We start from the raw sequence: 24,128 nt of genomic DNA on the forward strand, positions 1-24,128 counted from the left end.
CCTTTCTCCTCTGAAACAACGCGTAGAAGAAGCCCTTACATCGAGGCTTCGAGCATGGCCTTGTAGTCGTCGCGCGTGGCCAGGCGCGGGTTGGTCTTGTGGCAGTGGTCGGCCATGGCGCCGTCGATGATCTTCTCGAACAGCGCGGGCGTTACGCCCACCTCAGCCAGGCCCTTGGGCAGGCCGAGGCGTGCGTTCATGTCGCGGATCGCGTCGCCGAGATCACCGGCCGAATCGAGGTGCATGGCCTGTGCCATGCGCTGCAGGCGCTGCTCTTTCTGCACCGATTCCGCGCCCGAATTGAAGTGGATCACGGCAGGCAGGAAGAGGGCGTTGAGCGTGCCATGGTGCAGGCGCGGATCGACGCCGCCCAGGCTGTGGCTCAGCGAATGCACGCAGCCCAGGCCCTTCTGGAAGGCCATGGCGCCCTGCATCGAGGCGCTCATGAGATTCAGGCGCGCCTCGCGGTCGCTGCCGTCTTTTGTTGCGCGCTCGATGTGGCCCCAGGCGCGCTCGAGCCCGTCGAGGCCGATGCCGTCGGCCGGCGGATTGAATGCGGCCGACATGAAGGTCTCCATGCAGTGCGCAATGGCATCCATGCCGGTGGCGGCCGTGAGCCTGGGCGGCAGGCCCAGCGTGAGCTCGGGGTCGCAGATCGCGGCCTTGGGCATCAGGAACCAGCTGTGAAAGCCGAGCTTGCGATGGTCGTCGACGATGACGATGGCACCGCGAGCCACCTCGCTGCCGGTGCCGCTGGTGGTGGGCACCGCAATCAGCGGCACCGCGCGATCGGTGATCTTCGGTGAGCCGCCCTCGATGGTCGCGTAGGTCTTGAGCGGGCCCTCATGCGTGGCCGCAATGGCGACGCCCTTGGCACAGTCGATGGCGGAGCCGCCGCCCACGGCGATCAGGCCGTCGCAACGGCCGCTTCGGTACAGCTCGACGGCCGCGCGCACTGCGGCTTCGGTGGGGTTGGAAGGCGTCTGGTCGAAAACCGAAACCTCGAGATCAGCGATGGCGTCGAGCGCCTTCTGCAGCACGCCGGCTGCGCGTACGCCTGCATCGGTCACGATCAGCGGGCGGTTGATGCCGATGCGCGCGCATTCGCTGGACAACAGCTTGATCGCGCCGAACTCGAACTGGATCTGGGTGAGGTATTGGATGAGTGCCATGGGGATGAAGGCCTCCGGGAGTCCGGGGCAGTACGATTGCCGACCAGCCAAATCTAACAAGAGCGATCAGTCTTGCACACGAAAGAAACCCTTGCCGCTGTCGCGCCGGGAACACCTCCCGCCATACGACTTACCCCGAAGATGGCCAGCGTTGTCGAGCGCATGGCGCGCGCCGGCCACCCCACGCTCGACCAGCTCACGCCCGAGGAGGCCAAGGCCTCCTACGAAAAGGGCGCGGGCGTGCTCGAAGTGCCCAAGCCCGAACTGGCGCGGGTGGAAGACTTCACCATTCCCGCACGCGACGACTTCGCGATCCCGGCACGGTTGTATGCGCCGTCCACCGATGTGCTGCCCGCGCTGATGTACTTTCATGGCGGTGGCTTCACCGTCGGCAATATCCGCACGCATGACACGCTGTGCCGCGTGCTGAGCGCCAAGAGCGGCTGCGCGGTGGTGTCGGTGGACTACCGCCTCGCGCCCGTGCACAAGTTTCCGACGGCGTCGAACGATGCATGGGACGCCTTCGCCTTCCTGGCCCACGAGGGTAGACGCGTCGGTGTCGACACGCGGCGCCTGGCGGTAGGCGGTGACAGCGCCGGCGGCACGCTCGCGGCCGTCTGCGCGATCCTTGCGCGAGATGCCGGCCTGCCGCTCGCGCTGCAGATGCTGATCTACCCCGGCATGACAGCCCATCAGGACACGGCCTCGCACCTTCGCCACGTCAACGGCCCGCTGCTGACCAAGGCGATGATCGATTTCTTCTTTGCGCAATACGTGCGCACGCCGGCCGACCGCGACGACTGGCGCTTTGCACCGCTGCTGGCCGACGACGTCGATGGCGTGGCGCCGGCCTGGATCGGTCTGGCCGAATGCGACCCGGTGGTTGATGACGGCATTGCCTATGCCGACAAGCTGCGCGCTGCGGGCGTGGCGGTCGACCTGGAAATCTATCGGGGCGTGATCCACGAATTCATCAAGATGGGCCGGGCGATACCGGAGGCGCTGCAGGCGCAGGACGATGCGGCCCGGGCGCTGCGCGAGGCCTTGCAGCCTTGAGCGCCGTCGCGCACGCCTACCGCTACGCGCACGCTTCGGCCACGGTGGCCGAACCGGCGGGGCCCCGGCTCAGCCTTGCCACATCAAGCCCGCAGACCGACGGCAGCGCGGCGCATCCGCATTTCTTCGAAGGACGTTTGCTGCAGCCCCGGCTGTGCGCCGAACTGCTCAGCGCCGTGCATCTGGTCGTCGGCTCGCGCTTCTTCACGCCTGCCAACAGCGTGGCGCGTGCGATTGCGCTGGCCGATCCGGTGGTCACGGCGGGCGGCGAGCTGCTGCGCTTCGAAGGATTTTCGGCCTGCTGCAGTTGCTATGTGCGCGTCGACCTGCTGCCGGAGTCCTATGACGGGCAGGTCGTGGGCAAGGGCACGACCAATGTCGACTTCAATGCCCCGATGCGCGCTGCACTGGCCCGTTTGCGCGACGCCGACGGGCTGTCGCTGTCGGTCGGCCGAGATGCGTTGACGCTGGAATCGGGCGGCAGCGAGGTGGTTGAGCGCAAGGTGGCATTGCCCCTTCGATGGCTGCGCGGCATGGTCGAGGTGCAGTCTTACCTGGCTGGCATGCGGCGTCGCTTCGAGCTCAAGGGGCTGGAGGCGCTGCGCTTCTTTCGAACGCTGCCCAAGGCCTCGACCAGCCGCACGCCATTGTGGATGGTGCCGTCGCCCAAGGGGCCTTTCACCACGACGCGACCGCATCCGCAAGGCGTACGCGTGACAGACACAAGCCGGCTGCGCGTGCTCGAAGCATTGCTGCCCAAGGCCCAGGGCCTCGTAGTGCACGCCGACGAAGCACAACAGGCCAGCGCCTGGGTGCTCGGTTTTCCGGGCGCACGGCTCACGCTGGCGCTCAGTGCCGAACCCTGGCGTGGCTTCTCGGGTGAAGGGCAGGCGCTGCGCGCGCTGATGCGCATGAACGACGAGCGTGCGGTGGCGCAGGTGCGTGCGCAGCTGAACTGGCAACCATTGATCGACACGCCGGCGCTGGCCCAAATGCTGGGTGCGGCCGTATCGAGCGTGGACGATAGCCTGCGCATCCTCGGCGCTTCTGGCCTGGTCGGCTTCGATGTAGCCGAGGGTCGATACTTTCACCGCGTACTGCCCTTCGACCTGTCATCGGTCGAAGACATGCACCCGCGCCTGGCCGATGCGCGCGAGCTGCTGGCCCGTGGCGCCGTGAGCATCGCCAAGTCCAGCCCCCTAGAGGCGCAGGTGGCCAGCGGCGGCACGGTGCACAGCGTGCTGGAGATCGACGGTGAATTGCGGTGCACTTGCCCCTGGTACGCCAAGCACCAGGGCGAACGCGGCCCCTGCAAACATGTGTTGGCGGTGGAAGCCACAGTCGCAACCATCTTCCCGACAGAAGGCGCTAGATGAGAAATGAAGAGGAGCTGCCGGTGTTCGTGCCGGCCGACGCGTTGGAGCATGCAGTGCACCAGGGCGACTTCGACGCGACGCTCGCCAGCTTGCAGGCTATGTCGACGGCTGAACGCAAGGCCTGCGCCGAATCGCTCGAGAAGATGGGGCAAATGGCGACCTGCAGCCACTGGCCGGCCAGCCCCTATGCGCGGCAGTGGAGCGGCGAGGCGCAGACGGCGCAATACCGCGCCCTGCAAGCTGCCATCGTCGTGTGCATGGCGCCAAAAGCCTTGCTCGACCACGCCAATCCGCAGGTAGTACTCGACCCGGAGACCGTCGCTGCGCTGTGCAAGCAGTTCGGCATCGATGCGGCCGGCTGGCGCGCCGCACTACAGCAAGTGGCTGAAGCGGAACTCCGCGCCTTCGCCTGGCGCATCCTTCCGGTGCAGAACCTGGTGGCTGCGGGGTTGATCGATCGGCCACAAAACGATGACTACGCCATTGGACTGATTGCCTTGCCGCGTGCCTTGAATCGCTCGACCATGGACGAGAAGTTCGACCGTGATCCCGGCCTGTACCAAGCTGTGCTTCGCCTGTTCGACGTGGAGGGAACGAGCGAGCACAACCTGTCGGCGGTCGATAAATACAACTATTCGCCCAAGAACTACTGGTCGTACATCTTCATGGAGGGGGTCGCCAGAGGCGAATTCACTCGCCCCCAGTTGCTCGACAAGACTCTCGGCACGCTGGAGCGCGACTGGCCGCAGTTTCGCGCGGGCTGGTTCTCGCGCTTCCACGAGACGCTGGCGCCCACCGCGGACGAGATGGCGCCCTTTGCTCCGCGCTATCTCGGCCTGTGCCAGAGTCGCATTCCGCCGACCGTCACGATGGCGCTCGGTGCGCTGAAGACGCTTCACGTGGCGGGGCATGTCGACGGGGCATCGCTGTTGGGCGCGGTGCAGCCGGTGTTCTATGCCAGCGCCAAATCGCAGGTCGATGCGGCGCTGAAGCTGGCGGAAGCTGCAGTCAAGCGCGAGCCCGCGCTGGCGCAGGACGCGTCGGCGGTGGCGCTGCACGGGTTGGCGCACGAAGCGGCCGACTTGCAGAAGAAGCTCATCGAGCGGCTCAAGGCCTGGGGCATGAACGATGCGGCACGTGCGGAACTGGAGGCGCATGTGCAAAGCGTGGCCACCGTCAACAGGCCAGCGCTGCTGTCCCTGATCGGAAACGTTGGGCCCGCAGCGTCTGTGGAAATTCCGGTCGCAGAACAACCACCGGTGGGGCACGGACCGCTCGATCCGCTTGATACGAGTCGGATGCTCGTGCCGATCGGCGATGTGACCGAACTGGTCGATTGCATCGCCTTTGTGCTGGAGAACCCTAAGGACATCGACGCGCTGGAGCGCGTGCTCGAGGCGCTAGTGCGTATGGCGCCGTTGCCGCAGCCGCTTCTGAAGCAGTTCGCGCCGGTGATGAAGCGTGCACTCAAGCTGATAGACCGAGAGGTGCAGAACCGGCTCGCTCGCCTGCTGGCCTTCGTCGGCGGCGGCAAGCGCCCGCAAGGCCATAGCGAAAAGTCACAGAAGCCGAAGGCCGAGGAGTTCCTGGCGTCGCGAGTGGAAGACCTGATCGATCAGGCCGCACAGGGCTGGGGCCTGGCACCGCTGGCATCGGCCACGCATGCACGCGGCTTCATCGACGCGGCCGTCTTCATCGAACGCATCGCGGTGTACCAGGCACGTGGCGTCCAGGCGCCTTCGGGCGAACAGGTGCGCGGCCTTTTGCGGCTCGCCCCCGCGGGCGATCGCTCGGCGGCATTGCGCAACCAGGCACGGCAACTGGCCGATGCGCCGCTGGCGCGTGCACTGCGCCACGCGCTTGGTGAAGACGGCGTTCCGATCACTGCCAAAGGCGATGAAGAGCAGGCGCTTTTCGCTGCGGCTGCTCGCATTCGCCACCCAGGCGGTGACGATCCTCTCGTGCTGGACGCCCTCGGTGATTTCGGGCCAGACGGCGCGAACGCCGCCCGCTACGCGTGGTCGGTGGATGCCAGGAGCTCGACCTATGCAGGCAAGACCTACGTGCATCACCACCTAACGCTGAGCGCGGCGGAGGTGCCCGCGAGCACACCGCATGTGCTGATGGCGGTGCGCCGTGCCGGTGTCGATGACACCCATGACGAGGCCCTGCTGCGCTACATGGCCGCGGTGGTGCCGTCATCTCTTGAATCTTTCTTTGTCGACGGCTGCCGGCAGGTCGGCAACAACCTCGACTGGTGGGAGGCGCGATGGCAAGACCACGCCTACCTGACGCTGCTGCTCGACCCCACGGTACCCCTGACCGCCGTGCAGCCAATGGCCGTGCTGCTACTGGCGTTGGCGCTGGCCGGCAAGGAGCCCGGCCAGACCGCGCTCGCGGTCGACGCGCTGGTGCAGTCATTTATCGACGGGAGGCTGGAGGTCCCTGCGCTCGGAGCGCAGTTGCGCGCGCTGCTGTCGACGCCGATCGTCATGGCCAAGCGCTACGCCAAGAGCCTGCAGGCCGCGGTGCGCGCCGATGGACGGTTGGCCGCACCAGTCTTCGACATGCTCTGCGAGATGCTGGCAGCCGATGTCGAAAACCCGCCCAAGAACCTGACCGCGTTGATGGAGCTTCTGCTCGAGATTGCACTGAGTTCGCAACGCACGCTGCCCGCGCCGACGCTGGAGGTTCTGGCCCGCCTGTCTCTGGGCGGCAAGGGGCGCGCAGTACAGAAGAGCCTGTTGGGCTTGCGCGCGGGCGCGCCAGCCTGAAGCCTCGCCCCATTCCTACAATTTCAACCCTTTCCGGAGACATGAATGCAGCGTAGCGATTTCCGTTTCTTCCACCGCCTGCGCGTGCGCTGGGCCGAAGTCGACATGCAGAAGATCGTCTTCAACGCGCACTACCTGATGTACTTCGACACCGCCATCGCGGACTATTGGCGCGCGCTGGCGCTGCCGTACGAAGAGGCGATGCACGCGCTGGGAGGGGACCTCTACGTGCGCAAGGCCACGATCGACTTTCGGGCCTCGGCCCGCATGGACGACGTGCTCGACGTGGGCATGCGCTGCACGCGCATCGGCAATTCGTCGATGGTGTTCGAGGGCGGGCTGTTCCGGCAGGACCAGTTCCTGGTGGGCTGCGAACTGGTCTACGTGTTTGCCGACCCGGCCACGCAGACCTCGAAGCCGGTGCCGGCGCTGCTGCGCGAGGTGCTGACCGGTTATGAGGCCGGCGAGCGCATGAGCACCGTCGAGACGGGCGACTGGGCCACGCTGGGCGAAGGCGCGAGCGCTTTGCGGCGCGCGGTGTTCATCGAGGAGCAGAACATTCCCGAAGCGATGGAGTGGGACGAGCACGATGCCGTGGTGCTGCACGCGGTGGCGCGCAACCGCATCGGGCAGGTCATTGCTACGGGCCGGTTGCTGCCGGCCGAGAACGGCGTCTCGCACATCGGGCGCATGGCGGTGCATCGCAACCTGCGCAGCGGCGGGCATGGCGCTGCCGTGATGCAGGTGCTCGAAGAGGCCGCCAGGGCCCGCGGCGACGGCGTGGTGGCGCTGAACGCGCAGCGCAACGCCGAGCGCTTCTATGCGCGGCTGGGCTATGTGCCGCATGGCGATGGCTTCGAGGAGGCCGGCATCCCGCATATCGAGATGCGTCGGTCTCTTCTTTCTTCTTCTCAATAGCGTCAATAGCGGCTGGGCGGGTCCGGCACGTAGCCCGGGTCCGAACCCGGGAACGGCGACGGGCCGGCCGGACGCGGCCAGCGCGGCGGAGGCGGCACCGGAATCACGCCTGCGGCGACGAGGTTCTCGCGGCTGTCGTAGCGGATGCGGACTACCTCGTCGGGAGAGGACTGCGCACGCTCGAAGGTGGTCTTGCCTACGTACGAGGTCTCGCGGCGGCCGTGGGCGGTGCCCAGGCTCGGGCTTGGGGCTGCCTGGCGAGCCATGCTGCCCGAGGCGGATGCCTCCGCAGCGGGTGCGCTGTCTGCCGAGCCGGCCTTCGCACGCGCATCGCCTTGGTACGACGACGATGACTCGCTGCGGCGCTCGCGTTCGCCGTATTCGTCGCGGCGCGGGTATGGCGTGATGGGAGGCGGAAGCGGCTCGGGCATGCGCTCGCGGAACATTGCGACGCCGATCACGCCCACGTCGTCGGGCCGGCCGGTGCGGCTTGCGTAGGAGTTGCCGGCCGCGGCGAATTCGAAGGCCGCGATCTGCGAGTCGCTCTTGCGCCAGCCTGTGATGTCGCTGCGCTCGCTTGCGCTGAACACATAGCCGTTCTGCCCGACGCCCGCGGTTTCGCCGGTGACGACGTTGACGCCGTCCACCGACATCACGGCCATGATGCGTTCGCCCATCGCGTTGCGCGCCCGGATGGCATAGCGCGCGCCGGGACGGCCGGCCACCCAGTATTCGCCGCGGTGGCGGTAGATCGGCAGTTCCGCGCCGGTACCGCGGTCGACCACGCTGATCTGCATCAGTGAGCCGATGCGGCTGGATGGCGTTGGCGGAGCGTAAGACCGCTCGGGGCTCTGCGCGCAGGCCGAGAACGAGGCCACGGCGCTCAGGGCCAGGGCGGTGGAGAAGAATCTGCGCTTCATGGTGTGTCTTCCTTGCCAGGAGTTGATCGGTGCAGGCTTCTACGGCGCAGCATCGGCGGCAGGGTTAAACGACGCGCAAAAAAATGGCGCTATCTGTTCGATAGCGCCAAACGCCCCCATTCTTCAAGGGCGTTGGGGGTAAGTTGGCTCAGATGTCTTCGAGCAAGGGGTAGGGCAGCGGCTCGACCGTGAGCGCCGGACCATCGGCTGCGCCCACATGCAAGCCACCGGCTTCGAGCGCGGCGATCTGCATGGAGATCAGCGCGGACCAGCCGCCATCGGGAGCCGGCGCAGCTTGCGCCACGGTACCCACGGGCTGATCGGCGTCGCCGGCGGCGAACACTTCCTGCCCGGCGGACACGGGGGCATCGGCCTGCACGAGGTAGGTGCGGCGCTTCAGCGTGCCGCGGAACTGGCTGCGCGCGACCACTTCCTGGCCGGGGTAGCAGCCCTTCTTGAAGTTCACGCCGCCGACCGATTCGTAGTTGATCATCTGCGGCACGAAGGCTTCGATGACCGGCGTGGTCAACGTCACGATGCCGCTGCGGACTTCGCTCCATTGCCACAGGCTGGCGTCGACCGCCGGACCCACGGGGGCGGCATGGCCGGCCGGCGCGATCCAGAGCGCGCGCGGAACGCCGTCGGCGGGGTACAGCGACACGGCGCTGACCTCGTCGCCGACTGCCGTGCGCTTGCCGGGCAGCGCGGTGGCGTCGAGGCCGTTGCCAGTCAATGCCGTGCCGGCCAGGCCGTACAGCGCAAATTGTTCGGTGGCGTCGGTCAGCTTGACCTTGGCGCGCAGCACGAACATCGACAGGCGCTTGAGCGTGGCGGCCAGGATGTCGCGGCTGCACACCAGCAAGATCAGTTCGGGTTGCGGCTTGATGCCGATGAAACTTGCGATCACACGGCCCTTGGCAGTGCACAGCGCGGCCAGGCGGGCGTCGGAGGCGCCTTGCAGCGAGAAGTCTTGTGTCAGCTGGCCGTGCAGGAAGCTGGCGGCACCGGGGCCCTCTGCACGGATCACACCAAGGTGGGAGAGGGCGGTCACGCCATTGAGAACGACAGTGGTCATCGCTGAATTATCATGGCCGTGCCTGTTCCTTCGGGTCGGCAGGGGCTCCCGCCCTGCAACCTGCAAGGCCACCGGTTTTTTCATCTCCTCCTCCGGCTTTTTCCCGTCACCCCCACATCGGATCCGTGCGCAGCTTCTTCCTCACGCTTTTCCTGCTCGCCGCCCTGATTGCGCTTGCGCTCGGCGGCGCTGGCCTCTGGTGGGTGCACCAGCCGCTCAAGCTGCCCGCGCCCACCGTCGATCTGTCGGTCGAGCCCGGCACCACGCCGCGCGGCATTGCGCAGGCCGTTGCCGACACGGGCGTCGACGTGCAGCCGCAACTGCTCTACCTGTGGTTCCGCGTTTCGGGGCAAGACCGCCAGATGCGCGCCGGCAGCTACGAGCTGGAGCGCGGCATTACGCCTAAGCTGCTGCTCAATATCCTGGTGCGCGGCGAGGAGGCCACTCGTAGCCTGGTGCTGGTCGAGGGCTGGAACATCCGCCAGGTGCGCGCCGCGCTCGCCAAGGCCGACCAGCTCAAGCCCGACAGCGTGGGCCTGACCGACGAGGCGCTGATGGCCAAGCTCGGCAAGCCGGGCATGCACCCGGAAGGGCGCTTCTTCCCGGACACGTACACCTACTCGAAAGGCTCGACTGACATCGCCCTGCTGCAGCGCGCAATGCGGGCCATGGACAAGAAGCTCGAAGCCGCCTGGGCCGCCCGCGCCTCCGATCTGCCGCTGAAATCGGCCGATGAAGCGCTTATTCTGGCCAGTATTGTCGAAAAGGAGACAGGCAAGGCCAATGACCGCGCGGAAATCGCGGCCGTCTTCACCAACCGTTTGCGCATCGGCATGCCGCTGCAGACCGACCCGACGGTGATCTACGGCATGGGCACGGCCTTTGAAGGCAACCTGCGCAAGAAAGACCTGCAGACCGATACGCCCTGGAACACCTACACCCGCGGTGGGCTGCCGCCCACGCCGATTGCCATGCCTGGCAAGGCCGCGCTGCTGGCGGCGGTGCAGCCGGCGCAGAGCAAGTCGCTGTACTTCGTGTCGCGCGGCGACGGCACCAGCCAGTTCAGCAGTTCGCTCGACGACCACAACCGCGCAGTCAATCAATATCAGCGCGGCGGCAGTCCCAACAAACCGAAGGCGACCCAATGAGTGACAACGGTCTGTTTCTGACGCTGGAAGGCATCGATGGCGCCGGCAAGTCGAGCCATCTCGATGCGCTGGAAGCGCTGTTCAGGGCGCAGGGCCGTGAAGTCGTGCGTACGCGCGAGCCCGGCGGCACGCCCCTGGCCGAGACGCTGCGTGGGCTGATCCTCGAAAAGCCGATGGACCCGCTGACCGAATCGCTGCTGGTGTTCGCGGCGCGGCGCGATCACATCGTGCAGGTCATCGAGCCGGCACTGGTGCGTGGCGATGTGGTGCTGTGCGACCGGTTCACCGATGCGACCTTCGCCTATCAGGGCGCGGGACGTGGCTTCGATGAAGCCGTGCTGTCGACGCTCGAGCGGTGGGTGCAGGCGGAGGCGGGCAGGGCGACGCTGCTGCAGCCGCACATCACGCTGTGGTTCGACCTTGCGCCCGAGATTGCTGCACAACGATTGGCCGGGGCCCGCGTGCCCGACAAGTTCGAAGCTCAGCCTGTCGAGTTTTTCAGCCGCGTCGCCCAGGGCTACGCGGCCCGTGCGGCCGCCGATACGAAGCGCTTCGTGCGCATCGACGCCAGCCAGTCTCGCGACCAGGTCTGGCAGCAGGTTGAAACGGCGTTGGTGGCGCGTGGTGTGCTGAGCGGTGGTGTCACTCGATGAGCGCTCCGGCACTGACTCCCTGGCTGCGCTGGCCGCTCGCGGAACTGCTGCGCCAGCGCGGCCATGCCTGGCTGCTGCAAGGCCCCTCCGGCATCGGCCAGTACGAACTGGCGCTGGCGCTCGCGTCCGCGTGGCTGTGCGAGCAGCCGACCGAGGAGGGCACCGCCTGCGGCCACTGTGCCAGCTGCCATGCCATCGAGGTCCGCACCCACGCCGACCTGTGCGTGCTGATGCCCGAAGTCGCCATGCAGGAGCTGAACTGGCCGCTCGACGAGAAGGCTCAGGCCGACATCGACGACAAGAAGCGCAAGGCCAGCCGCGAAATCCGCGTCGAGGCGATGCGCGATGCGGTCGGCTTCGCCCAGCGCACCAGCGCGCGCGGCCGAGGCAAGGTGGTGCTGGTGTATCCGGCCGAGCGCATGAATACGATCACCGCGAATGCGCTGCTGAAGACGCTCGAGGAGCCGGTCGGCGATGTGCGCTTCGTGCTCGCCAGCGAGGCTGCGTGGCAACTGCTGCCGACTATCCGCAGCCGCTGCCTGGGCTTCACGCTGCCATGGCCCGAGACTGCCGAGGCCGAAGCCTGGCTGGCCGCGCAGGACGTGCCCGCCGCCGATGCGGCCGCCCTGCTGCGCGCTGCCGGCGGCCGGCCGAGCGACGCCTTGCGGCTTGCGCGCTCGGGCCAGTCACCCAAGGCATGGGCCTTGCTTCCCAAGGCGATGACGCGCGGCGACGTGGGTGCTCTGGCCGATCACGCGCCAGCGCAGGCCGTCGGTGCGCTGCAGAAGCTTTGCCACGACCTGATGGCTATCGGCAACGGTGCCGAACCCCGGTTTTTCGATGCTGCCGATTTGCCTGCGGCCCCGTCCCGGCTGGCGCTGGCGCGCTGGTCGAAGTCGCTTGCAAGCGCCGCGAGAACCGCGGAACACCCGTTCAATGCGGGCCTCATGCTGGAAGCGCTTGTGAGCGAAGCGCGAACCACCCTAAACTCTGCCGCTCGTCGCCCATGAATCAACCCACAGCCCCCGCCGCCAACGCCACGCCCGCCCGGCCGAGCGTCATCCAGCTCGCCATCAAGGAAAAGGGTGCGCTGTACGCGGCCTACATTCCGCTGTTCGCGGAGGGCGGCATCTTCATTCCGACCACCCGCGAATATCGGCTCGGCGACGACGTCTACGTGCTTTTGACACTGCCGGAAGACCCGCAGCGCTATCCGGTGGCCGGCAAGGTCGCCTGGATCACGCCGTCGCGTGCGGCTGGCAACCGGGCGCCTGGCGTGGGCATTCGTTTTCCGTCCGACGAAAAGTCGCGCCAACTGAAGGCGCGCATCGAGGCAGCATTGGGTGGCTCGATGGCGTCCGACCGCCCCACGCAAACTATCTGATCGGCTTCCCCCATTGCGACCCGGCAAAGCCGGTGTTCGCGGTATTTCTGGCATGGGCCCGACAATCAGCGCCATGTTTACAGACTCTCACTGCCACCTCACGTTTCCCGAATTCGCGGGCCAGATGCCGCAGATCCGCGCCGCCATGGCCGCTGCGCAGGTTGACCGGGCGCTTTGCATCTGCACCAAGCTCGAAGAGTTCGATGAAGTGCAGGCCCTTGCTGCCAGCTACGACAACTTCTGGGCCAGCGTGGGCGTGCACCCCGACAACGAGGACATCGCCGAACCCAGCGTCGAAGACCTGGTACGGCTTTCAGCCCGGCCGCGCGTGGTTGCCATCGGCGAGACCGGCCTCGACTACTACCAGATGGAAGAACGCAAGGGCGGCCGCAGCATTGCCGACATGGAATGGCAGCGCGACCGTTTTCGTGTGCACATCCGCGCCGCGCAGCAGACCCGCAAGCCCTTGGTGATCCACACCCGCGAGGCCTCGGCCGACACGGTGGCGATCCTGAAGGAGGAGGGCGAGGACGGCGGCGGCAACGCGGCCGGCGGCGTGTTCCATTGCTTCACCGAAACCGCTGAGGTGGCACGCGCGGCGCTCGACCTCGGTTTCTACATCTCGTTCTCCGGCATCCTGACCTTCAAGAAGGCCCAGGACTTGCGCGACGTGGCCGCTTTCGTACCGCTGGATCGCATGCTGATCGAGACGGACAGCCCTTATCTCGCGCCCGTGCCGTACCGCGGCAAGACCAACAATCCGTCGTATGTGCCATTCGTGGCGCAACAGATCGCCGAGCTGCGAAAAATGCCCGTAGAGGCCATCGCCAAGGCGACGAGCGACAACTTCGAAACATTGTTCAGGGACGTCAAATCATGAAAAACTACATTAAGAAGTCGATTTATCTCATTGTCATTGCTACATCTTTTGCAGCGCAGGCAGGCTCGTTCGAGGATTTCTTCCGGGCCGTGCGCGGCGACAACGCCAGCAGCGTGCGCAGCCTGCTGCAGCGCGGGTTCGACCCGAACACGCGTGACGAACACGGCCAGACTGGCTTGCTGATCGCACTGCGCGAGCCGTCGCCGAAGGTCATCCAGGTGCTGATCGAGTCGCCGCAGACCAACGTGGATCTGGCCAACGCCAAGGATGAAACCCCGTTGATGCTGGCCGCGATCAAGGGCCAGCAGGACCTGGTCACGCAACTGCTGAAGCGCGATGCCGCGGTCAACAAGACGGGCTGGACGCCGCTGCATTACGCAGCCACCAGCGGCCAGTTGACCATCATGAAGGTGCTGCTCGACAACTACGCTTTCATAGACGCGCAATCGCCCAATGGCACCACGCCGCTGATGATGGCGGCGATGTACGGTTCGAGCGAAGCGGTGAAGCTGCTGCTGGCCGAGGGCGCCGATACGACGATGAAGAACCAGCTGGGCATGACAGCCGTCGACTTCGCGAACAAGGTGAACCGATCGGACACCGCGGCGATGATCACCGCGGCTGCGGCGGCACGGGCCAATGCGCCCAAGGCAATACCCAAGGACGGCAAATGGTGAGACGGGCAGGCGCCAAGTTGGCGGTCGGCTTGACGATGATGGGCCTTGCATCCGGCGCGATGGCACAGCACGCGATCTACAAGTGCGTTCAGGGTGGCAAGGTCGTTTATTCGAATGAGCCTTGTCCGGATGCAAAGAAGATCGAAATCAAGCAGACGAAGGGTGTGAATTACGAAGGCAGAGGCGCTGGGGGGGCGCCGAAGCGCTAAGACAGCGGTTGGTGGTCGCTTGTTGAGTTATTCATTCTGCACACAATGTGCATTATGTTAAATTACATGGCAGTCACTGACGGAAGTGTCGTATCCCATCATTGATGTCTACAGCCCAGAATTGATGTCCTGCCCTCATGTCCCACTCTTTTGGGGGCCAATTCCGCGTGACTTTTTACTCTTCAATCAAGATCCCATCGCCAGCCGTTCATGGTCCTCGACCAGGAGAATGCGATTCATCGGCAGCGATGCGGAAAGCCGGATAGGCTCAGCTGCCATTCATGCGCTGGAACAGCGCCTCGCCATGCTGGCGCGTACCGATCGCCTGCCCGATCAGCACTTCGTCGCGGTCTTCGTCAAGAAGCTTCAGCGCTTCGACCGCAAACGCTTCCGGGCTCATCATTCCGGCGCTCTTCGTGCCGTCGCTGCGCGTATCGCCGCCCAGAGCGGTGTCGACGATGGGAGGCGCTAACTCCACGACCTTGACCGCGGTGTGCCGAAGTTGATGCCGCAGGCTGAGCGTGAACGAATGAAGCGCAGCCTTGGTGGCGCAGTACACGGGCACATCGGCCATCGGTACGAAAGCCAATCCCGACGTGACGTTGACGATGACAGCCCGCTCTTGCCTGCGCAACAGCGGCAGGAGCTCTCCGATGAGCTGCACCGGCGCGGTGAAGTTGATCGCGACTTCCTGCTCCAGGCCGTCCAGCGCGTGATCGTCGGTGAAGCTGCGGCGCGATTGAACGCCGGCATTGTTGAAGACGACGCTGAGGTCCGGATGCTCGGCAGCAATCCACTCGACCAACGCCCTTCTGCTTTCGGCGTTTGTGACATCGCAGACTCGCGTGATCAGCGCCGGCCCGATCGCCTGCGCGCGAGCCAGTGCCTCTTCGCCCCGGCCGCAGACGATGACGCGATTGCCGCGCGCAAGAAGCCCTTGCGCAAGCGCGAATCCGATGCCGCTGGAGCCCCCGGTAACGAGGATCGTGTGGTCGCGCAATGTCATGCTCTGGTCCTTTGAAACGAGAACGCCGGGTCCATCGCCCTCGATGGCTCTCGGTGCCGCTCTGATACGATCGAATGATGCCAACATGACATCATGTTGTCAATTTGGCTTGATGGAGACGTATGGCAAAAACGAAGCGAACCCCTGCAGGCGAAGCGATGAGCAGCTTGATGCTCGAGCTGTTCAGGCTCAACAGCCGCCTGCTGACAGCCGGCGACCGGCTTGTCGCGCCGCTCGGCCTCACGAGCGCCCGCTGGCAGATCCTCGGCACCATCTTCAAGGGCGAACACCCGCAGCCGGTGGCATGGCTCGCCCGTAACCTGGGCGCCAATCGGCAAAACGTGCAGCGGATCGTCAACGACCTCGAGAAGGAAGCGCTCGTCGCATTCGAGGCCAACCCTCACCACCGGCGGGCGCAGCTCGTGGTCCTGACCGACAAGGGAAGGCAGGTCTACGCTGACGCAATGGCATTGCAGGCTCCATGGATCAACAGCCTCTCGGACGGGATTGCCGTGGGCGACCTCAAGACGATGCAAACGATCATGGCGTCGCTGCGGCAGAAGCTGGAGCAAGACACGGAGGAGGACGAGCCAAGCTGACTGTGGTCAGCGGATTGATCGGGACATCGCGGGGGTCGGCCATGTGTGGACTCCTTCCAATCACTTCAACCCGCGGGTTGCGTCGCCAGGTGCCGCGCCAGCGCCTCGCGCGCACGCCGGGCGCTGGCGGCATCCACGCGATCGGCCAGCAGCTGCCCGAGTTGCTGCAGTTGCTGCGCCGACAGGCCGACGTTCATGCTGATGCGGATGTGCGCCTGCAACTGCGACTCGACGCCCGCGAGCGCGGCCAGCATGCTGACCGTGGCCACCTCGCGGCTTTGCCAGTCGAGGTTGTCGCGCTCGAAGATGTCGCCGAACAGATGGGTGCGGAGGTATTCGTTCGCCACGGGCGCGAAGTCGAACAGCGGCCCCTGCACCGGCGCACCCGACAGCTTGGTCTGGTTCGCGGTTCCCGCGGCCAGCAGGGCATCGCCCTTCGGAATCGGGCGGCCAGGCGCGTGGCCCGGCGCATCCTTCACGCCGCGCTGCTTGCGCGCCTCCACGACCTTCATCAGTTCCGTGAGCGCATTGAGGCTGCGCGGAAAGCCGGCATAGGCATAGAGCTGCACCAGCACTTCCCTGGCATCGCTGACCGCGAGGCCGGCGTCCAGCCCCTCGTTCAGTGCTGCGTTCAATTTGGCAATGTCGCCGGAGGCTGCGAAAGCCGCGATCGGCACAATGGCCTGCTGTGCGGCCGACAAGGTTTCGGAGGGGGATGTATTTGTCATGCGGGTCGGTTCCTGGTTCCGGGATGCATGGCCGACGGAAGCCGTCAGCCCCGAGGCCATAGCGGCGGCCATGGCTGCCGCGGTGCGGCGCTTAACGTGCGTTGTATCGCTCAGCGCGACAGCGTCAGCCTGAAACCTGGTTGCAGCTCTTTGATTGCCGCTCTTGCGCCAGCAAGGTGGCTCTGCGCTCCGATTCGTTCATGTGGCTCGATGCATCGATGTAGCGAGCGGCAATGGCAAAAGGTATGACGACCTTCCAGGAGTTGCTCTTGGCTTGCGCCGCACGCTCCTGCGTCACCTGCTCTTGCGCCAGCTGGTCTGCGATGGCCCGGCAATCGAGCGAGGAAAACTGCGATTCCGGCGTGCCGCTTTTAGGGATGTTCGAGCAACCCGTCCCGAGCAGGACAAGCGGGAACGACAGCAACAACGCATATCTTTTATTGATCATTTATTTCTCTTTGAAGTGGAGGACGCTTCGGCTTGGAACGGCATCGTTTTCCAGTTACGCGGTGCACAGGTTCGGCACAGCGACCTTCTGAAAGAGATGAGGCCGGGCGACCATCGACGCCGGATGTGCCTTGGCCTTCTCCCGGAAGCCGGGGTGCTTGAAGGCCTTGCGCCATGCCGCCGCAGATTCGAAGACGGCATAGTTGAGATACGTCGGGCTGTCTCCCAGCGCGCGGTGAAGCTGTGTCGAGATAAAGCCCGGCTGGCTCTTCATGAAGGCGGCATCGGCGGCCCATGCCTCAAGGAACGCCGCTTCGTCTTCAGGCGCCATGGTGCAGAGATTGACCAGCACGATGGGGGCCGCATCGATGTCCATCTGGCGACTTACCGGGAATGACGGGTCGAGCGGCTCGATATCGGGCATGTTTTCAGTTCCTTGGAAAAAATCAGAGTTCTGTCGGACAGCCGGGTCGGCGGGGCGACATGTTTCCCTTCGGCACCAACTCCTGGTGTCGATGAGGAAGCTTGATTTGGACATGCGCTCGTGCCAGTTTCTGGCACCAGTTCAGAACTCCTGCCGTGTCGGTCGGAACAGGATTTCGTTGATGTCGACGTCTTCAGGCTGGCTCATGGCGAAAAGCACGCAGCGCGCAAAGCTGCTCGCGGGAATCGCGTTGTGCTCGTAGAACGCCTGCATGGCCTGCGTCATGCCCTCTTCCTTGGTGGAGGCGGGCAGTTCCGTGTCCACCGCGCCCGGCGAGAGGATGGTGGAGCGGATGTTGTAGGGCTTCACCTCCTTGCGCAACCCTTCGGAAATCGCGCGCACGGCGAACTTGCTCGCGCTGTAGACCACGCCCCCCGCACTCACGATGTGGCCAGCCACCGACGAGACGTTGATGATCTGCCCGCTCTTTTGCGTCTTCATGGGAGGCAGTGCCGCAGCGATGCCATGAAGCACGCCCTTGATGTTCACGTCGATGGTCTGGCTCCACTCGTCCACGCGCAGCATCTCCAGCGGCGAGAGCGGCATCACCCCTGCGTTGTTGAGCATCACGTCGATCCGGCCGTGGGATTCGATGGCACGGGCGACCAGCGCCTGGACCTGATCGAGGTGCGCGACGTCAGTCTGCACGACGCTCTCGGCACCGAGGCCGAGTTCTTCTGCCAGGGCCTGCAGGCGATCGAGCCGCCGTGCGCCCAAGACAACCTTGGCGCCGGCCCATACGAGATGGCGTGCCGTTTCCGCGCCCAGGCCGCTGCTGCCGCCGGTGATGACGACCACCTTGTTTTCGATTCCTTGGGTCATGTTTTTCTCACTTGAAGTTGGGGTCACAGGCCCAGCAGGCGCTCGGCGTTGCCGTGAGCAATGAGTGCCTTGTCCGCGTCGCTCACGGGCAGGCGCTCGATGAAGGCTCGCGCGCCGTCCAGGCTTTGATACGGGTAGTCAATGGAATAAAGAATGCGCTCGGCGCCCATCAGCGCATGGATGAACTGGAAGTGCGGCAGCGTGAGCATGCCGCTGGGCGAGACGTACACATGCTCGCGGTAGGTCTGCACGATGGGACGCCTGAGGCCCGAAGCTTCCTGCGGGATGGAGTCTTCCAGCCGCTGCAGGAAGAACGGCACCATCTCGCCCCAATGGCCGCTGATGACCTGCAGCCCGGGGTGCCGGTCGAAAGCGCCCGCGAGCAGCATGCGCACGACCTGGATGCCCGATTCGTTGTGCCAGCCCCAGGCGAACATGGCCAGGCGCGCGCTGAGTTCGCGCTCGAGGCCGCCGTAGTACGGCGCCTGCACGGCGGGCAGAGGCAGGCCGGGGTGCACGTACAGCGGCACCTTCAATTCGCTGAAGGCCGCAAGGATCGGCTCGTAACGCACATCGTCCAGGAACGTGTCTCCGGGGCGGCCGTTGATGAGCGCGCCCTTGAGTCCGAGCTCTTTCACCGCCCGCTCCAGTTCGCGCGCAGCCGCCTCGGGCGCCTGCCACGGCAGCGTGGCAAAGCCCGAGAAACGCGCGGGATGCGCCCGCGCCGTTTCGGCCAGCTTGTCGTTGGCCGCGCGGTTCAGCGCAATGGCCTCCGCGGCGGGCAGCAATTGCGGGAACCCGCCATAGGAGAGCACCTGCATGTCGATGCCGGCGGCATCCATGTCGGCCAGGCGCGCAGCGCCCATCTCCAGCGCTTTGCGAGCGGACTCGCTGGGCGCAATGACATGCGGGCGGCTCGGATCGGCCACGTTCTGGCCGTCCACCACGCGGCTGCCCCAGTCGGCAAAGTAAGGCGCCTCGGCGCGCACCAGCGCCTGGGTGGCTCCGCCGATGGCACGGTCGAGCACGTGCTCTTCGACACAGATCAGTTTCACGCTATCCCCTTGAAAGCTTCAGCGGGCTTATGCCAACAGGGCGTCGCGCAGCGCGATGCCCAGGCTCGCCGCGGACTGCGGGTTCTGGCCGGTGATGAGCCGTCCGTCGACGACCACGTTGTCGGCCCAGTTGGCTGCGTTCTGATGCTGCGCGCCGCGTTCGTTGAGCGTGGATGCGAGCAGGAAGGGCACGACGTGCGTGGACTCCACCTCCTCTTCCTCGCCGTTGGTAAAGGCCGCCACCCGCTTGCCCGCCACCAGCAGGCTGCCATCGGCACGGCGCGCGTTGATCAGGGCCGCCGGGCCGTGGCACACGGCCGAGACGATGCCGCCGGCCGCATCGATCTCGCGGATGGCCTTCTGCGCGGCCGCGTTGTCGGGGAAGTCCCACATCGTGCCGTGGCCGCCCGCAAAGAAGATGGCCGAGTAACGCGAGGGGTCCACGTCGTCGATGCACAGCGTGTGGGAGATGGCATGGCGGAAATCGGCATCGGCCCAGTAGCGGGCAATGACCGGGTCTTTCATGTCCTCCAGCCCATCCAGCGGCGCATCGCCACCGAGGATGGAGGCGAACTCCACCTGGATGCCGGCTGCCTGCAGCTTTTCCAGCGGATGGGTGACTTCGGCCAGGTTGTAGCCGGTGGGAATGCCCGTTGCGCCCTTCACGGCATTGCTGCTGACGACGAAGAGGATGGGCTTGAGTTCGGAAGCTTGCTTGGTCATGGTCGTACGTTCCTGTGTTCGGCGCCTCAGGCGTTGCCTGGCGCAAAGAGCGATTCCCAGTTCAGGAAGGGGCCCAGCGGGATGACGTCCCAATCGAGAAGACCGGCCTTGGCGAGCGGAAATTCGCGCAGCGCTTTCAGCGCGGCATCGGCCGATTCGCACTCGGCAATGATGGCCACGCCGGGGCGGTCCTGGCGGAAGTAGATGTCGCGCACGACGCCGCCCTTGTAGAGCTGCCAGGCGTGGCGGGCTTCGTCCTGCATGTGCGGCTGGTACTTTTCCAGGGTGGCGCCGGGCGCGGGGATGTCGAGGCAAAGAAATTTCATGAAGAGGCTCCTTGGTGAAAACGCATCAAGCGGGTTGAAGTCGGCGAACGGTCTCGGCCACGCGCCTGCCCAGGTGGGCGGCGGTTTCCAGGTCGCTCGTGATGGGGGCGTCGTCCGGCCCCTGGTCGCCGTTGGACTGCGCCATCGCGCCCAGCCAACTGCCCAGGCGATTGAGGTCATGCACGCTGCCGCGGCTGCTGTCGTTGCCCGGCTTCAAGTCCAGGCCTACCCACAACATGCCGTGCTGCGCCGCAAACAGCGCCATCGAGATCAGCGAGTGCAGCTTGTCGCCGTTCTGCGCACCCGAATTCGTGAAGCCGGCGGCCACCTTGTTGCGCCACTTCATGTCGTTCCAGACGGGCTTGGTGGAGGCCTCGCAGAACTGCTTGAAGCGCGCGCTCGGCGAGCCGTTGTAGGTGGGCGAGCCGAAGACGATGGCGTCGCTCGCCTCGAGCACGTCCCAGGGGATGGCGCCTTCGGAAACGGCGATCAGCTGCACCTGCACGCCGGCCACCTCGCGCGCGCCTTCGGCGACGCTCTGGGCCTGCCTGGCTGTGTGGCCCCAGCCGCTGTCATGGACGATCGAAATCAGCATTGGGGTCTTTTCCATTTCAAGATTTCCTACGCTGTAGGGTGAGAGGAAGGTTCAGGGCGATCGAGTTGCAAAGCTCGCTTTGTCGCCCAGAATTCTCTGTTTTAGAGAAAATGTGATGCTAAGGTAGAAAAATACTATCCAATGTAGAAAAGCATTCCCCTGCGAGAAAGTTCGAATTCACCAATGGACTCGTCGAACGCGGCCGTGGACCGCGCTAGGCGCTGTCGGGCTGGTTGCAAGGAAGCCCGTCTCGCCATTCCTTGACAAGCTGCCGGCGCGCACGCGGGTAGCGTTCGTCCAGAAAATCGACCGTCACGATGCGGTCTGTGCGAATACGGCAGAAGTCGCCGCTCGACTCGCACCACGCGGCAATCAGCCGCTGCGATTCGACGAAGCCGAGCATGATCGGCCAGATGGTCCGCTGCGAAATGGCCCCGCTGTCGTCCGCGTACCCGATGTGCATCTTTCGCTGCTCGCGCATGGCCCGCCGTACCTGCGCCAGATCGAAGACCGAGGCTTCTTTTCTCTTGCGAAAGATGTAGAGCGCGTTGTCGTCCAATTCCGCCCTCATCTCGGCCGGGAGCACACCATTGATTTTTGCGAGCGCGTTCTGCACGGCAAGCGCCAGGGCTTCGTCGGCGTGGCGGCTGACCCACTGCGCACCGACCACGAGCGCCTGGACCTCTTCTTCCGTGAAAGACAGCGGCGGCAGCAAAAAATCGGGCCGAAGGATGTAGCCGACGCCGGCCTCGCCCTCGATGTGCGCCCCGATGGATTGCAGCGTGGCGATGTCGCGGCGGATGGTCCGCAGCGACACGCCTGTCTCGCGCGCCAGCACCTCGCCGGACACGGTTCCGCGATGCCGGCGAAGCACCTGCATGAGATCGAACAAGCGGTGGCTTCGCGACATGTCAGGCCATCGCCACGAGGCCCTTGCCGCCGAGCTTGCGGCCCGCTTCGAGCGCGGTGACGAGGCCGATCGCCTCGTTCAGGGGAACGATCTCGGCGATCGGCATCCGGAACCTGCCCTCCCCCGCGGCACGGGCGAGGCTGTCGAGAATGTCGGGCCGCGGCGTGCAGACGATCGGTTTCAGCCGCCGGTTGAAGACCGAACGGATGAACTTGCCCGGCGTGGGATCGAGGTCCAGGAACACGCCGTCCTCGCGCAGCAGGCCCAAGCCTTGGGCGGTCGTCATCGTGGCGGCCGTGTCGTAGACGACGTCGAAACGCTCGTGCAGCTTGGACAGATCCGTTGTCCGATAGTCGAAGATGTTCTGCAGACCGAGGGCCCGCGCTCGTTCCATTGCTCCGGCGCTGCAGCTGCCCGAGACAATGGCCCCGTGCATTCGCGCAATCTGGACAGCCGCTTCGCCAACCGCCCCGGTGCAGCCGTTGATGAAGACATGCTGGCCGGCTGCCAGCTTCGCCTTGTCGACCAGCCCGTTCCACGCCGTGACGCCGGGGGTTCCAAGGCAAGCCGCATCTTCGAAGGAGACGTTGCCGGGCTTTACCGCCAAGGCGGTCTCGTTCGCGATCACGGCTTCTCCCAACGCGCCGCTTTCCTTGAAGCGCGCAAGCCCGAAGACGGCATCGCCAGGCACAAAGCGCGTCACGCCAGGTCCGGCGGAGATGACCGCGCCGGAGAAGTCGAACCCCATGGCACGGGGAAACGCCCTGCCCGTCACGATCTTCATCTGGCCGTTGCGCAGCTTCCAGTCGATGGGGTTGATGGCTGCGAACTTGACCTTCACGGCCACCTGTCCCTGGCCGGGCGTCGCCAACTCGAACTCGTCGAGCCGCATCAACTCCGGACCACCGTACATGCCGTACTGAATGCGTTTCATGGCCGGCTGCTCCTCGCGAACGATTCAGTGCAGTCCCGGATCACCGCGCGCGCAATTTCCGCTGCGGCGCCATTGGCTTGAGTCACGATATTTCCTTGTGTTGCCTGAGAAATTTCAGTCTAGGCAGCGCTGGTGCCAGGTTTTGGCACCAGTCTTTTCGTGGCGCGTGCTCTCAAACCGATCCTTGTTGCCCCGCATTCCCACAGGAGCTTTCGGCAGGCATACTAAGTAGAAAAATACTATCCAATGTAGAAACGAATTCCCATGCCGGATGATCTGAATTCACCAATGTATTTGGCAAAGGCACCGCCGGAACGCCAGGAGCGGCTCGACGGCGTGACCTTGTTCGTGGACGTCGTGCGCCTCGGCGGCTTCACCCGCGCAGCCGAGCATCTGAGCCTCACCCGCTCGGCCGTGGGCAAGGCGATCGCGCGCCTGGAGGCGCGCCTGGACGTGCGCTTGTTTCATCGCACGACGCGCGTGCAAAGCCTCACCGAGGACGGCCAGATCTATTACGAACACTGCCTGCGCGCGCTCGCGGAGCTGCAGGCTGCCGAGGCGCAGATGGAGTCCGGCCGGCACCAGGTGGCGGGCCGTTTGCGCGTCTCCATGCCGGTCTTGTTCGGCCGCCATTGCATCGCGCCGATCCTGCTCGAACTCGCACGCGAGCATCCATCGCTCGAATTGCTCCTGAGCTTCAGCGACCGGCCAGTCGATGTGCTGGCCGAAGGCTTCGACCTCGCCGTTCGCAGCGGTTTCCTCGGCCACGAAAGCGAAGGCCTGCGCGCGCGCAAGCTGGTGGTGCAGCGCAAGCGCGTGTGCGCCTCGCCGGCCTACCTGGCCGCGCACGGACGACCGCAGAACACGGGCGAGCTGGCCTCGCACAGCATCCTCATCTACCGGCGTGCCGACCGCATCAACACGTGGCAGCTGCCCGATGCGACGGGTCGCATCACGGAGATGCCACTCAGCTCACGCCTGCAGCTCGATGACCTGGAGGCCATAGCAGACGCAGCGACGGCCGGCCTCGGCCTCGCGTGGTTGCCCGAATGGCTGGTGAGGGAACGCCTGCGCACAGGGGCGCTGGTCAGCGTGCTGGACGACCAGCCCGGCGCCGCGATGGATTGCTATGCCCTCTGGCCCGCTGCGCCGCACATGCCGCTGCGCCTGCGGCTGGCGGTGGATGCGCTGGTGGAACAACTGCCCAAGGCATTGGGTGTGCAGGGCGAGGTCGGGTAGCGAGGCGCAAGCAGGAGC

The 24,128-nt window shown here is 65.5% G+C and carries 27 protein-coding genes; 13 read left to right on the forward strand and 14 right to left on the reverse strand.

The features are described from left to right. Positions 1–35 precede the first annotated feature (35 nt). The gene (locus BMW87_RS03505) at positions 36–1,172 is read right to left on the reverse strand and encodes an iron-containing alcohol dehydrogenase (protein WP_093074169.1); all 1,137 of its coding nucleotides are present in this window, start codon (positions 1,170–1,172) and stop codon (positions 36–38) included. Between the two features lie 141 nt (positions 1,173–1,313). Here BMW87_RS03505 and BMW87_RS03510 point away from each other — a divergent pair, with 141 nt between their 5' ends. From BMW87_RS03510 to BMW87_RS03525, 4 genes are read left to right on the forward strand one after another with little or no spacing between them, the layout of a single operon-like run. After that, entirely contained in the window at positions 1,314–2,228 is a 915-nt protein-coding gene (locus BMW87_RS03510) for an alpha/beta hydrolase (RefSeq protein WP_256216634.1), read from the forward strand. Further along, on the forward strand, positions 2,225–3,604 hold the full coding sequence (locus BMW87_RS03515; protein WP_093074173.1) for an SWIM zinc finger family protein: 1,380 nt from the start codon (positions 2,225–2,227) through the stop codon (positions 3,602–3,604). Before BMW87_RS03510 ends, BMW87_RS03515 begins: the two co-directional genes overlap by 4 nt. Positions 3,605–3,624: 20 nt before the next feature. After that, positions 3,625–6,378, forward strand: coding sequence for a DUF6493 family protein (locus tag BMW87_RS03520; RefSeq protein ID WP_143062555.1), 2,754 nt, complete (start codon positions 3,625–3,627; stop codon positions 6,376–6,378). 45 nt (positions 6,379–6,423) lie between these two features. After that, a complete protein-coding gene (locus BMW87_RS03525) occupies positions 6,424–7,296 on the forward strand; it encodes a YbgC/FadM family acyl-CoA thioesterase (RefSeq protein ID WP_093074177.1) in 873 nt (290 codons plus the stop codon). Positions 7,297–7,298: 2 nt separating this feature from the next. Here the strand turns inward: BMW87_RS03525 and BMW87_RS03530 are convergent, their stop codons facing one another. Then, positions 7,299–8,216 (reverse strand): hypothetical protein, encoded by a 918-nt coding sequence (locus BMW87_RS03530; RefSeq protein WP_093056797.1) that lies wholly within the window; start codon positions 8,214–8,216, stop codon positions 7,299–7,301. 148 nt (positions 8,217–8,364) lie between these two features. After that, complete coding sequence (locus BMW87_RS03535; protein ID WP_093074178.1) at positions 8,365–9,291, reverse strand: CAF17-like 4Fe-4S cluster assembly/insertion protein YgfZ; 927 nt, start codon at positions 9,289–9,291, stop codon at positions 8,365–8,367. Positions 9,292–9,416: 125 nt separating this feature from the next. Here BMW87_RS03535 and mltG point away from each other — a divergent pair, with 125 nt between their 5' ends. From mltG to BMW87_RS03570, 7 genes are all read left to right on the forward strand, one after another. Further along, the gene (gene mltG / locus BMW87_RS03540) at positions 9,417–10,439 is read left to right on the forward strand and encodes an endolytic transglycosylase MltG (RefSeq protein ID WP_093056795.1); all 1,023 of its coding nucleotides are present in this window, start codon (positions 9,417–9,419) and stop codon (positions 10,437–10,439) included. Further along, the gene (tmk, locus tag BMW87_RS03545) at positions 10,436–11,092 is read left to right on the forward strand and encodes a dTMP kinase (protein WP_093074180.1); all 657 of its coding nucleotides are present in this window, start codon (positions 10,436–10,438) and stop codon (positions 11,090–11,092) included. Before mltG ends, tmk begins: the two co-directional genes overlap by 4 nt. Beyond that, on the forward strand, positions 11,089–12,102 hold the full coding sequence (locus tag BMW87_RS03550) for a hypothetical protein (protein WP_093074182.1): 1,014 nt from the start codon (positions 11,089–11,091) through the stop codon (positions 12,100–12,102). Before tmk ends, BMW87_RS03550 begins: the two co-directional genes overlap by 4 nt. Next, a complete protein-coding gene (locus BMW87_RS03555; protein ID WP_093056792.1) occupies positions 12,099–12,476 on the forward strand; it encodes a PilZ domain-containing protein in 378 nt (125 codons plus the stop codon). Before BMW87_RS03550 ends, BMW87_RS03555 begins: the two co-directional genes overlap by 4 nt. Positions 12,477–12,549: 73 nt before the next feature. After that, positions 12,550–13,356 (forward strand): TatD family hydrolase, encoded by an 807-nt coding sequence (locus BMW87_RS03560; protein WP_093075199.1) that lies wholly within the window; start codon positions 12,550–12,552, stop codon positions 13,354–13,356. After that, complete coding sequence (locus BMW87_RS03565) at positions 13,353–14,033, forward strand: ankyrin repeat domain-containing protein (protein ID WP_093074184.1); 681 nt, start codon at positions 13,353–13,355, stop codon at positions 14,031–14,033. Before BMW87_RS03560 ends, BMW87_RS03565 begins: the two co-directional genes overlap by 4 nt. A gap of 38 nt (positions 14,034–14,071) precedes the next feature. Continuing rightward, positions 14,072–14,242: a DUF4124 domain-containing protein gene (locus tag BMW87_RS03570; RefSeq protein ID WP_256216682.1), complete on the forward strand. Its 171-nt coding sequence runs from the start codon at positions 14,072–14,074 to the stop codon at positions 14,240–14,242. Between the two features lie 268 nt (positions 14,243–14,510). Here the strand turns inward: BMW87_RS03570 and BMW87_RS03575 are convergent, their stop codons facing one another. Further along, entirely contained in the window at positions 14,511–15,248 is a 738-nt protein-coding gene (locus BMW87_RS03575) for an SDR family oxidoreductase (protein ID WP_093074186.1), read from the reverse strand. Between the two features lie 158 nt (positions 15,249–15,406). On the opposite strand from BMW87_RS03575, the gene BMW87_RS03580 reads away from it, so the two are divergent. Next, complete coding sequence (locus BMW87_RS03580) at positions 15,407–15,847, forward strand: MarR family winged helix-turn-helix transcriptional regulator (RefSeq protein WP_256216635.1); 441 nt, start codon at positions 15,407–15,409, stop codon at positions 15,845–15,847. 65 nt (positions 15,848–15,912) lie between these two features. On the opposite strand, the gene BMW87_RS03585 is transcribed toward BMW87_RS03580, so the two are convergent. The 10 genes from BMW87_RS03585 to BMW87_RS03630 form a co-directional block, all read right to left on the reverse strand. Further along, the gene (locus tag BMW87_RS03585) at positions 15,913–16,575 is read right to left on the reverse strand and encodes a carboxymuconolactone decarboxylase family protein (RefSeq protein ID WP_093074190.1); all 663 of its coding nucleotides are present in this window, start codon (positions 16,573–16,575) and stop codon (positions 15,913–15,915) included. Positions 16,576–16,699: 124 nt separating this feature from the next. Next, on the reverse strand, positions 16,700–17,002 hold the full coding sequence (locus BMW87_RS03590) for a hypothetical protein (RefSeq protein WP_143062556.1): 303 nt from the start codon (positions 17,000–17,002) through the stop codon (positions 16,700–16,702). 75 nt (positions 17,003–17,077) lie between these two features. Then, positions 17,078–17,446 carry an antibiotic biosynthesis monooxygenase family protein gene (locus BMW87_RS03595; protein ID WP_093074194.1) on the reverse strand — a complete coding sequence of 123 codons (369 nt, stop codon included), beginning with the start codon at positions 17,444–17,446 and terminating at the stop codon, positions 17,078–17,080. A gap of 141 nt (positions 17,447–17,587) precedes the next feature. After that, on the reverse strand, positions 17,588–18,328 hold the full coding sequence (locus tag BMW87_RS03600) for an SDR family oxidoreductase (RefSeq protein ID WP_093074196.1): 741 nt from the start codon (positions 18,326–18,328) through the stop codon (positions 17,588–17,590). A gap of 23 nt (positions 18,329–18,351) precedes the next feature. Further along, on the reverse strand, positions 18,352–19,383 hold the full coding sequence (locus tag BMW87_RS03605) for an amidohydrolase family protein (RefSeq protein WP_093074198.1): 1,032 nt from the start codon (positions 19,381–19,383) through the stop codon (positions 18,352–18,354). 27 nt (positions 19,384–19,410) lie between these two features. Continuing rightward, positions 19,411–20,106 carry a type 1 glutamine amidotransferase domain-containing protein gene (locus BMW87_RS03610; RefSeq protein WP_093074200.1) on the reverse strand — a complete coding sequence of 232 codons (696 nt, stop codon included), beginning with the start codon at positions 20,104–20,106 and terminating at the stop codon, positions 19,411–19,413. Positions 20,107–20,132: 26 nt separating this feature from the next. Further along, the gene (locus tag BMW87_RS03615) at positions 20,133–20,432 is read right to left on the reverse strand and encodes a superoxide dismutase (RefSeq protein ID WP_093074202.1); all 300 of its coding nucleotides are present in this window, start codon (positions 20,430–20,432) and stop codon (positions 20,133–20,135) included. A 25-nt stretch (positions 20,433–20,457) separates the two neighbouring features. Beyond that, complete coding sequence (locus BMW87_RS03620; protein ID WP_093074204.1) at positions 20,458–21,027, reverse strand: flavodoxin family protein; 570 nt, start codon at positions 21,025–21,027, stop codon at positions 20,458–20,460. Between the two features lie 214 nt (positions 21,028–21,241). Then, a complete protein-coding gene (locus tag BMW87_RS03625) occupies positions 21,242–21,937 on the reverse strand; it encodes a helix-turn-helix transcriptional regulator (RefSeq protein ID WP_093074206.1) in 696 nt (231 codons plus the stop codon). A gap of 1 nt (position 21,938) precedes the next feature. Beyond that, positions 21,939–22,871, reverse strand: a complete 933-nt coding sequence (locus BMW87_RS03630; RefSeq protein WP_093074208.1) for an NAD(P)-dependent alcohol dehydrogenase — start codon at positions 22,869–22,871, stop codon at positions 21,939–21,941. A gap of 288 nt (positions 22,872–23,159) precedes the next feature. On the opposite strand from BMW87_RS03630, the gene BMW87_RS03635 reads away from it, so the two are divergent. Beyond that, a complete protein-coding gene (locus BMW87_RS03635; RefSeq protein ID WP_256216636.1) occupies positions 23,160–24,110 on the forward strand; it encodes a LysR family transcriptional regulator in 951 nt (316 codons plus the stop codon). The last annotated feature ends 18 nt before the right edge of the window (positions 24,111–24,128 follow it).

It is taken from the genome of Variovorax sp. OV084, from assembly GCF_900111625.1.
Classification (GTDB): domain Bacteria; phylum Pseudomonadota; class Gammaproteobacteria; order Burkholderiales; family Burkholderiaceae_C; genus Variovorax.

Coding starts and splice junctions, on each gene's coding strand:
- BMW87_RS03630 (WP_093074208.1), bottom strand. CDS start 22,871: ATGAAACGCATTCAGTACGGCATGTACGGTGGTCCGGAGTTGATGCGG.
- BMW87_RS03560 (WP_093075199.1), top strand. CDS start 12,550: ATGTTTACAGACTCTCACTGCCACCTCACGTTTCCCGAATTCGCGGGC.
- BMW87_RS03575 (WP_093074186.1), bottom strand. CDS start 15,248: ATGACATTGCGCGACCACACGATCCTCGTTACCGGGGGCTCCAGCGGC.
- BMW87_RS03595 (WP_093074194.1), bottom strand. CDS start 17,446: ATGCCCGATATCGAGCCGCTCGACCCGTCATTCCCGGTAAGTCGCCAG.
- BMW87_RS03535 (WP_093074178.1), bottom strand. CDS start 9,291: ATGACCACTGTCGTTCTCAATGGCGTGACCGCCCTCTCCCACCTTGGT.
- BMW87_RS03610 (WP_093074200.1), bottom strand. CDS start 20,106: ATGACCAAGCAAGCTTCCGAACTCAAGCCCATCCTCTTCGTCGTCAGC.
- tmk (WP_093074180.1), top strand. CDS start 10,436: ATGAGTGACAACGGTCTGTTTCTGACGCTGGAAGGCATCGATGGCGCC.
- BMW87_RS03580 (WP_256216635.1), top strand. CDS start 15,407: ATGAGCAGCTTGATGCTCGAGCTGTTCAGGCTCAACAGCCGCCTGCTG.
- BMW87_RS03510 (WP_256216634.1), top strand. CDS start 1,314: ATGGCCAGCGTTGTCGAGCGCATGGCGCGCGCCGGCCACCCCACGCTC.
- BMW87_RS03525 (WP_093074177.1), top strand. CDS start 6,424: ATGCAGCGTAGCGATTTCCGTTTCTTCCACCGCCTGCGCGTGCGCTGG.
- BMW87_RS03635 (WP_256216636.1), top strand. CDS start 23,160: ATGTATTTGGCAAAGGCACCGCCGGAACGCCAGGAGCGGCTCGACGGC.
- BMW87_RS03530 (WP_093056797.1), bottom strand. CDS start 8,216: ATGAAGCGCAGATTCTTCTCCACCGCCCTGGCCCTGAGCGCCGTGGCC.
- BMW87_RS03585 (WP_093074190.1), bottom strand. CDS start 16,575: ATGACAAATACATCCCCCTCCGAAACCTTGTCGGCCGCACAGCAGGCC.
- BMW87_RS03505 (WP_093074169.1), bottom strand. CDS start 1,172: ATGGCACTCATCCAATACCTCACCCAGATCCAGTTCGAGTTCGGCGCG.
- BMW87_RS03615 (WP_093074202.1), bottom strand. CDS start 20,432: ATGAAATTTCTTTGCCTCGACATCCCCGCGCCCGGCGCCACCCTGGAA.
- BMW87_RS03625 (WP_093074206.1), bottom strand. CDS start 21,937: ATGTCGCGAAGCCACCGCTTGTTCGATCTCATGCAGGTGCTTCGCCGG.
- BMW87_RS03550 (WP_093074182.1), top strand. CDS start 11,089: ATGAGCGCTCCGGCACTGACTCCCTGGCTGCGCTGGCCGCTCGCGGAA.
- BMW87_RS03570 (WP_256216682.1), top strand. CDS start 14,072: ATGGGCCTTGCATCCGGCGCGATGGCACAGCACGCGATCTACAAGTGC.
- BMW87_RS03620 (WP_093074204.1), bottom strand. CDS start 21,027: ATGCTGATTTCGATCGTCCATGACAGCGGCTGGGGCCACACAGCCAGG.
- BMW87_RS03600 (WP_093074196.1), bottom strand. CDS start 18,328: ATGACCCAAGGAATCGAAAACAAGGTGGTCGTCATCACCGGCGGCAGC.
- BMW87_RS03555 (WP_093056792.1), top strand. CDS start 12,099: ATGAATCAACCCACAGCCCCCGCCGCCAACGCCACGCCCGCCCGGCCG.
- BMW87_RS03565 (WP_093074184.1), top strand. CDS start 13,353: ATGAAAAACTACATTAAGAAGTCGATTTATCTCATTGTCATTGCTACA.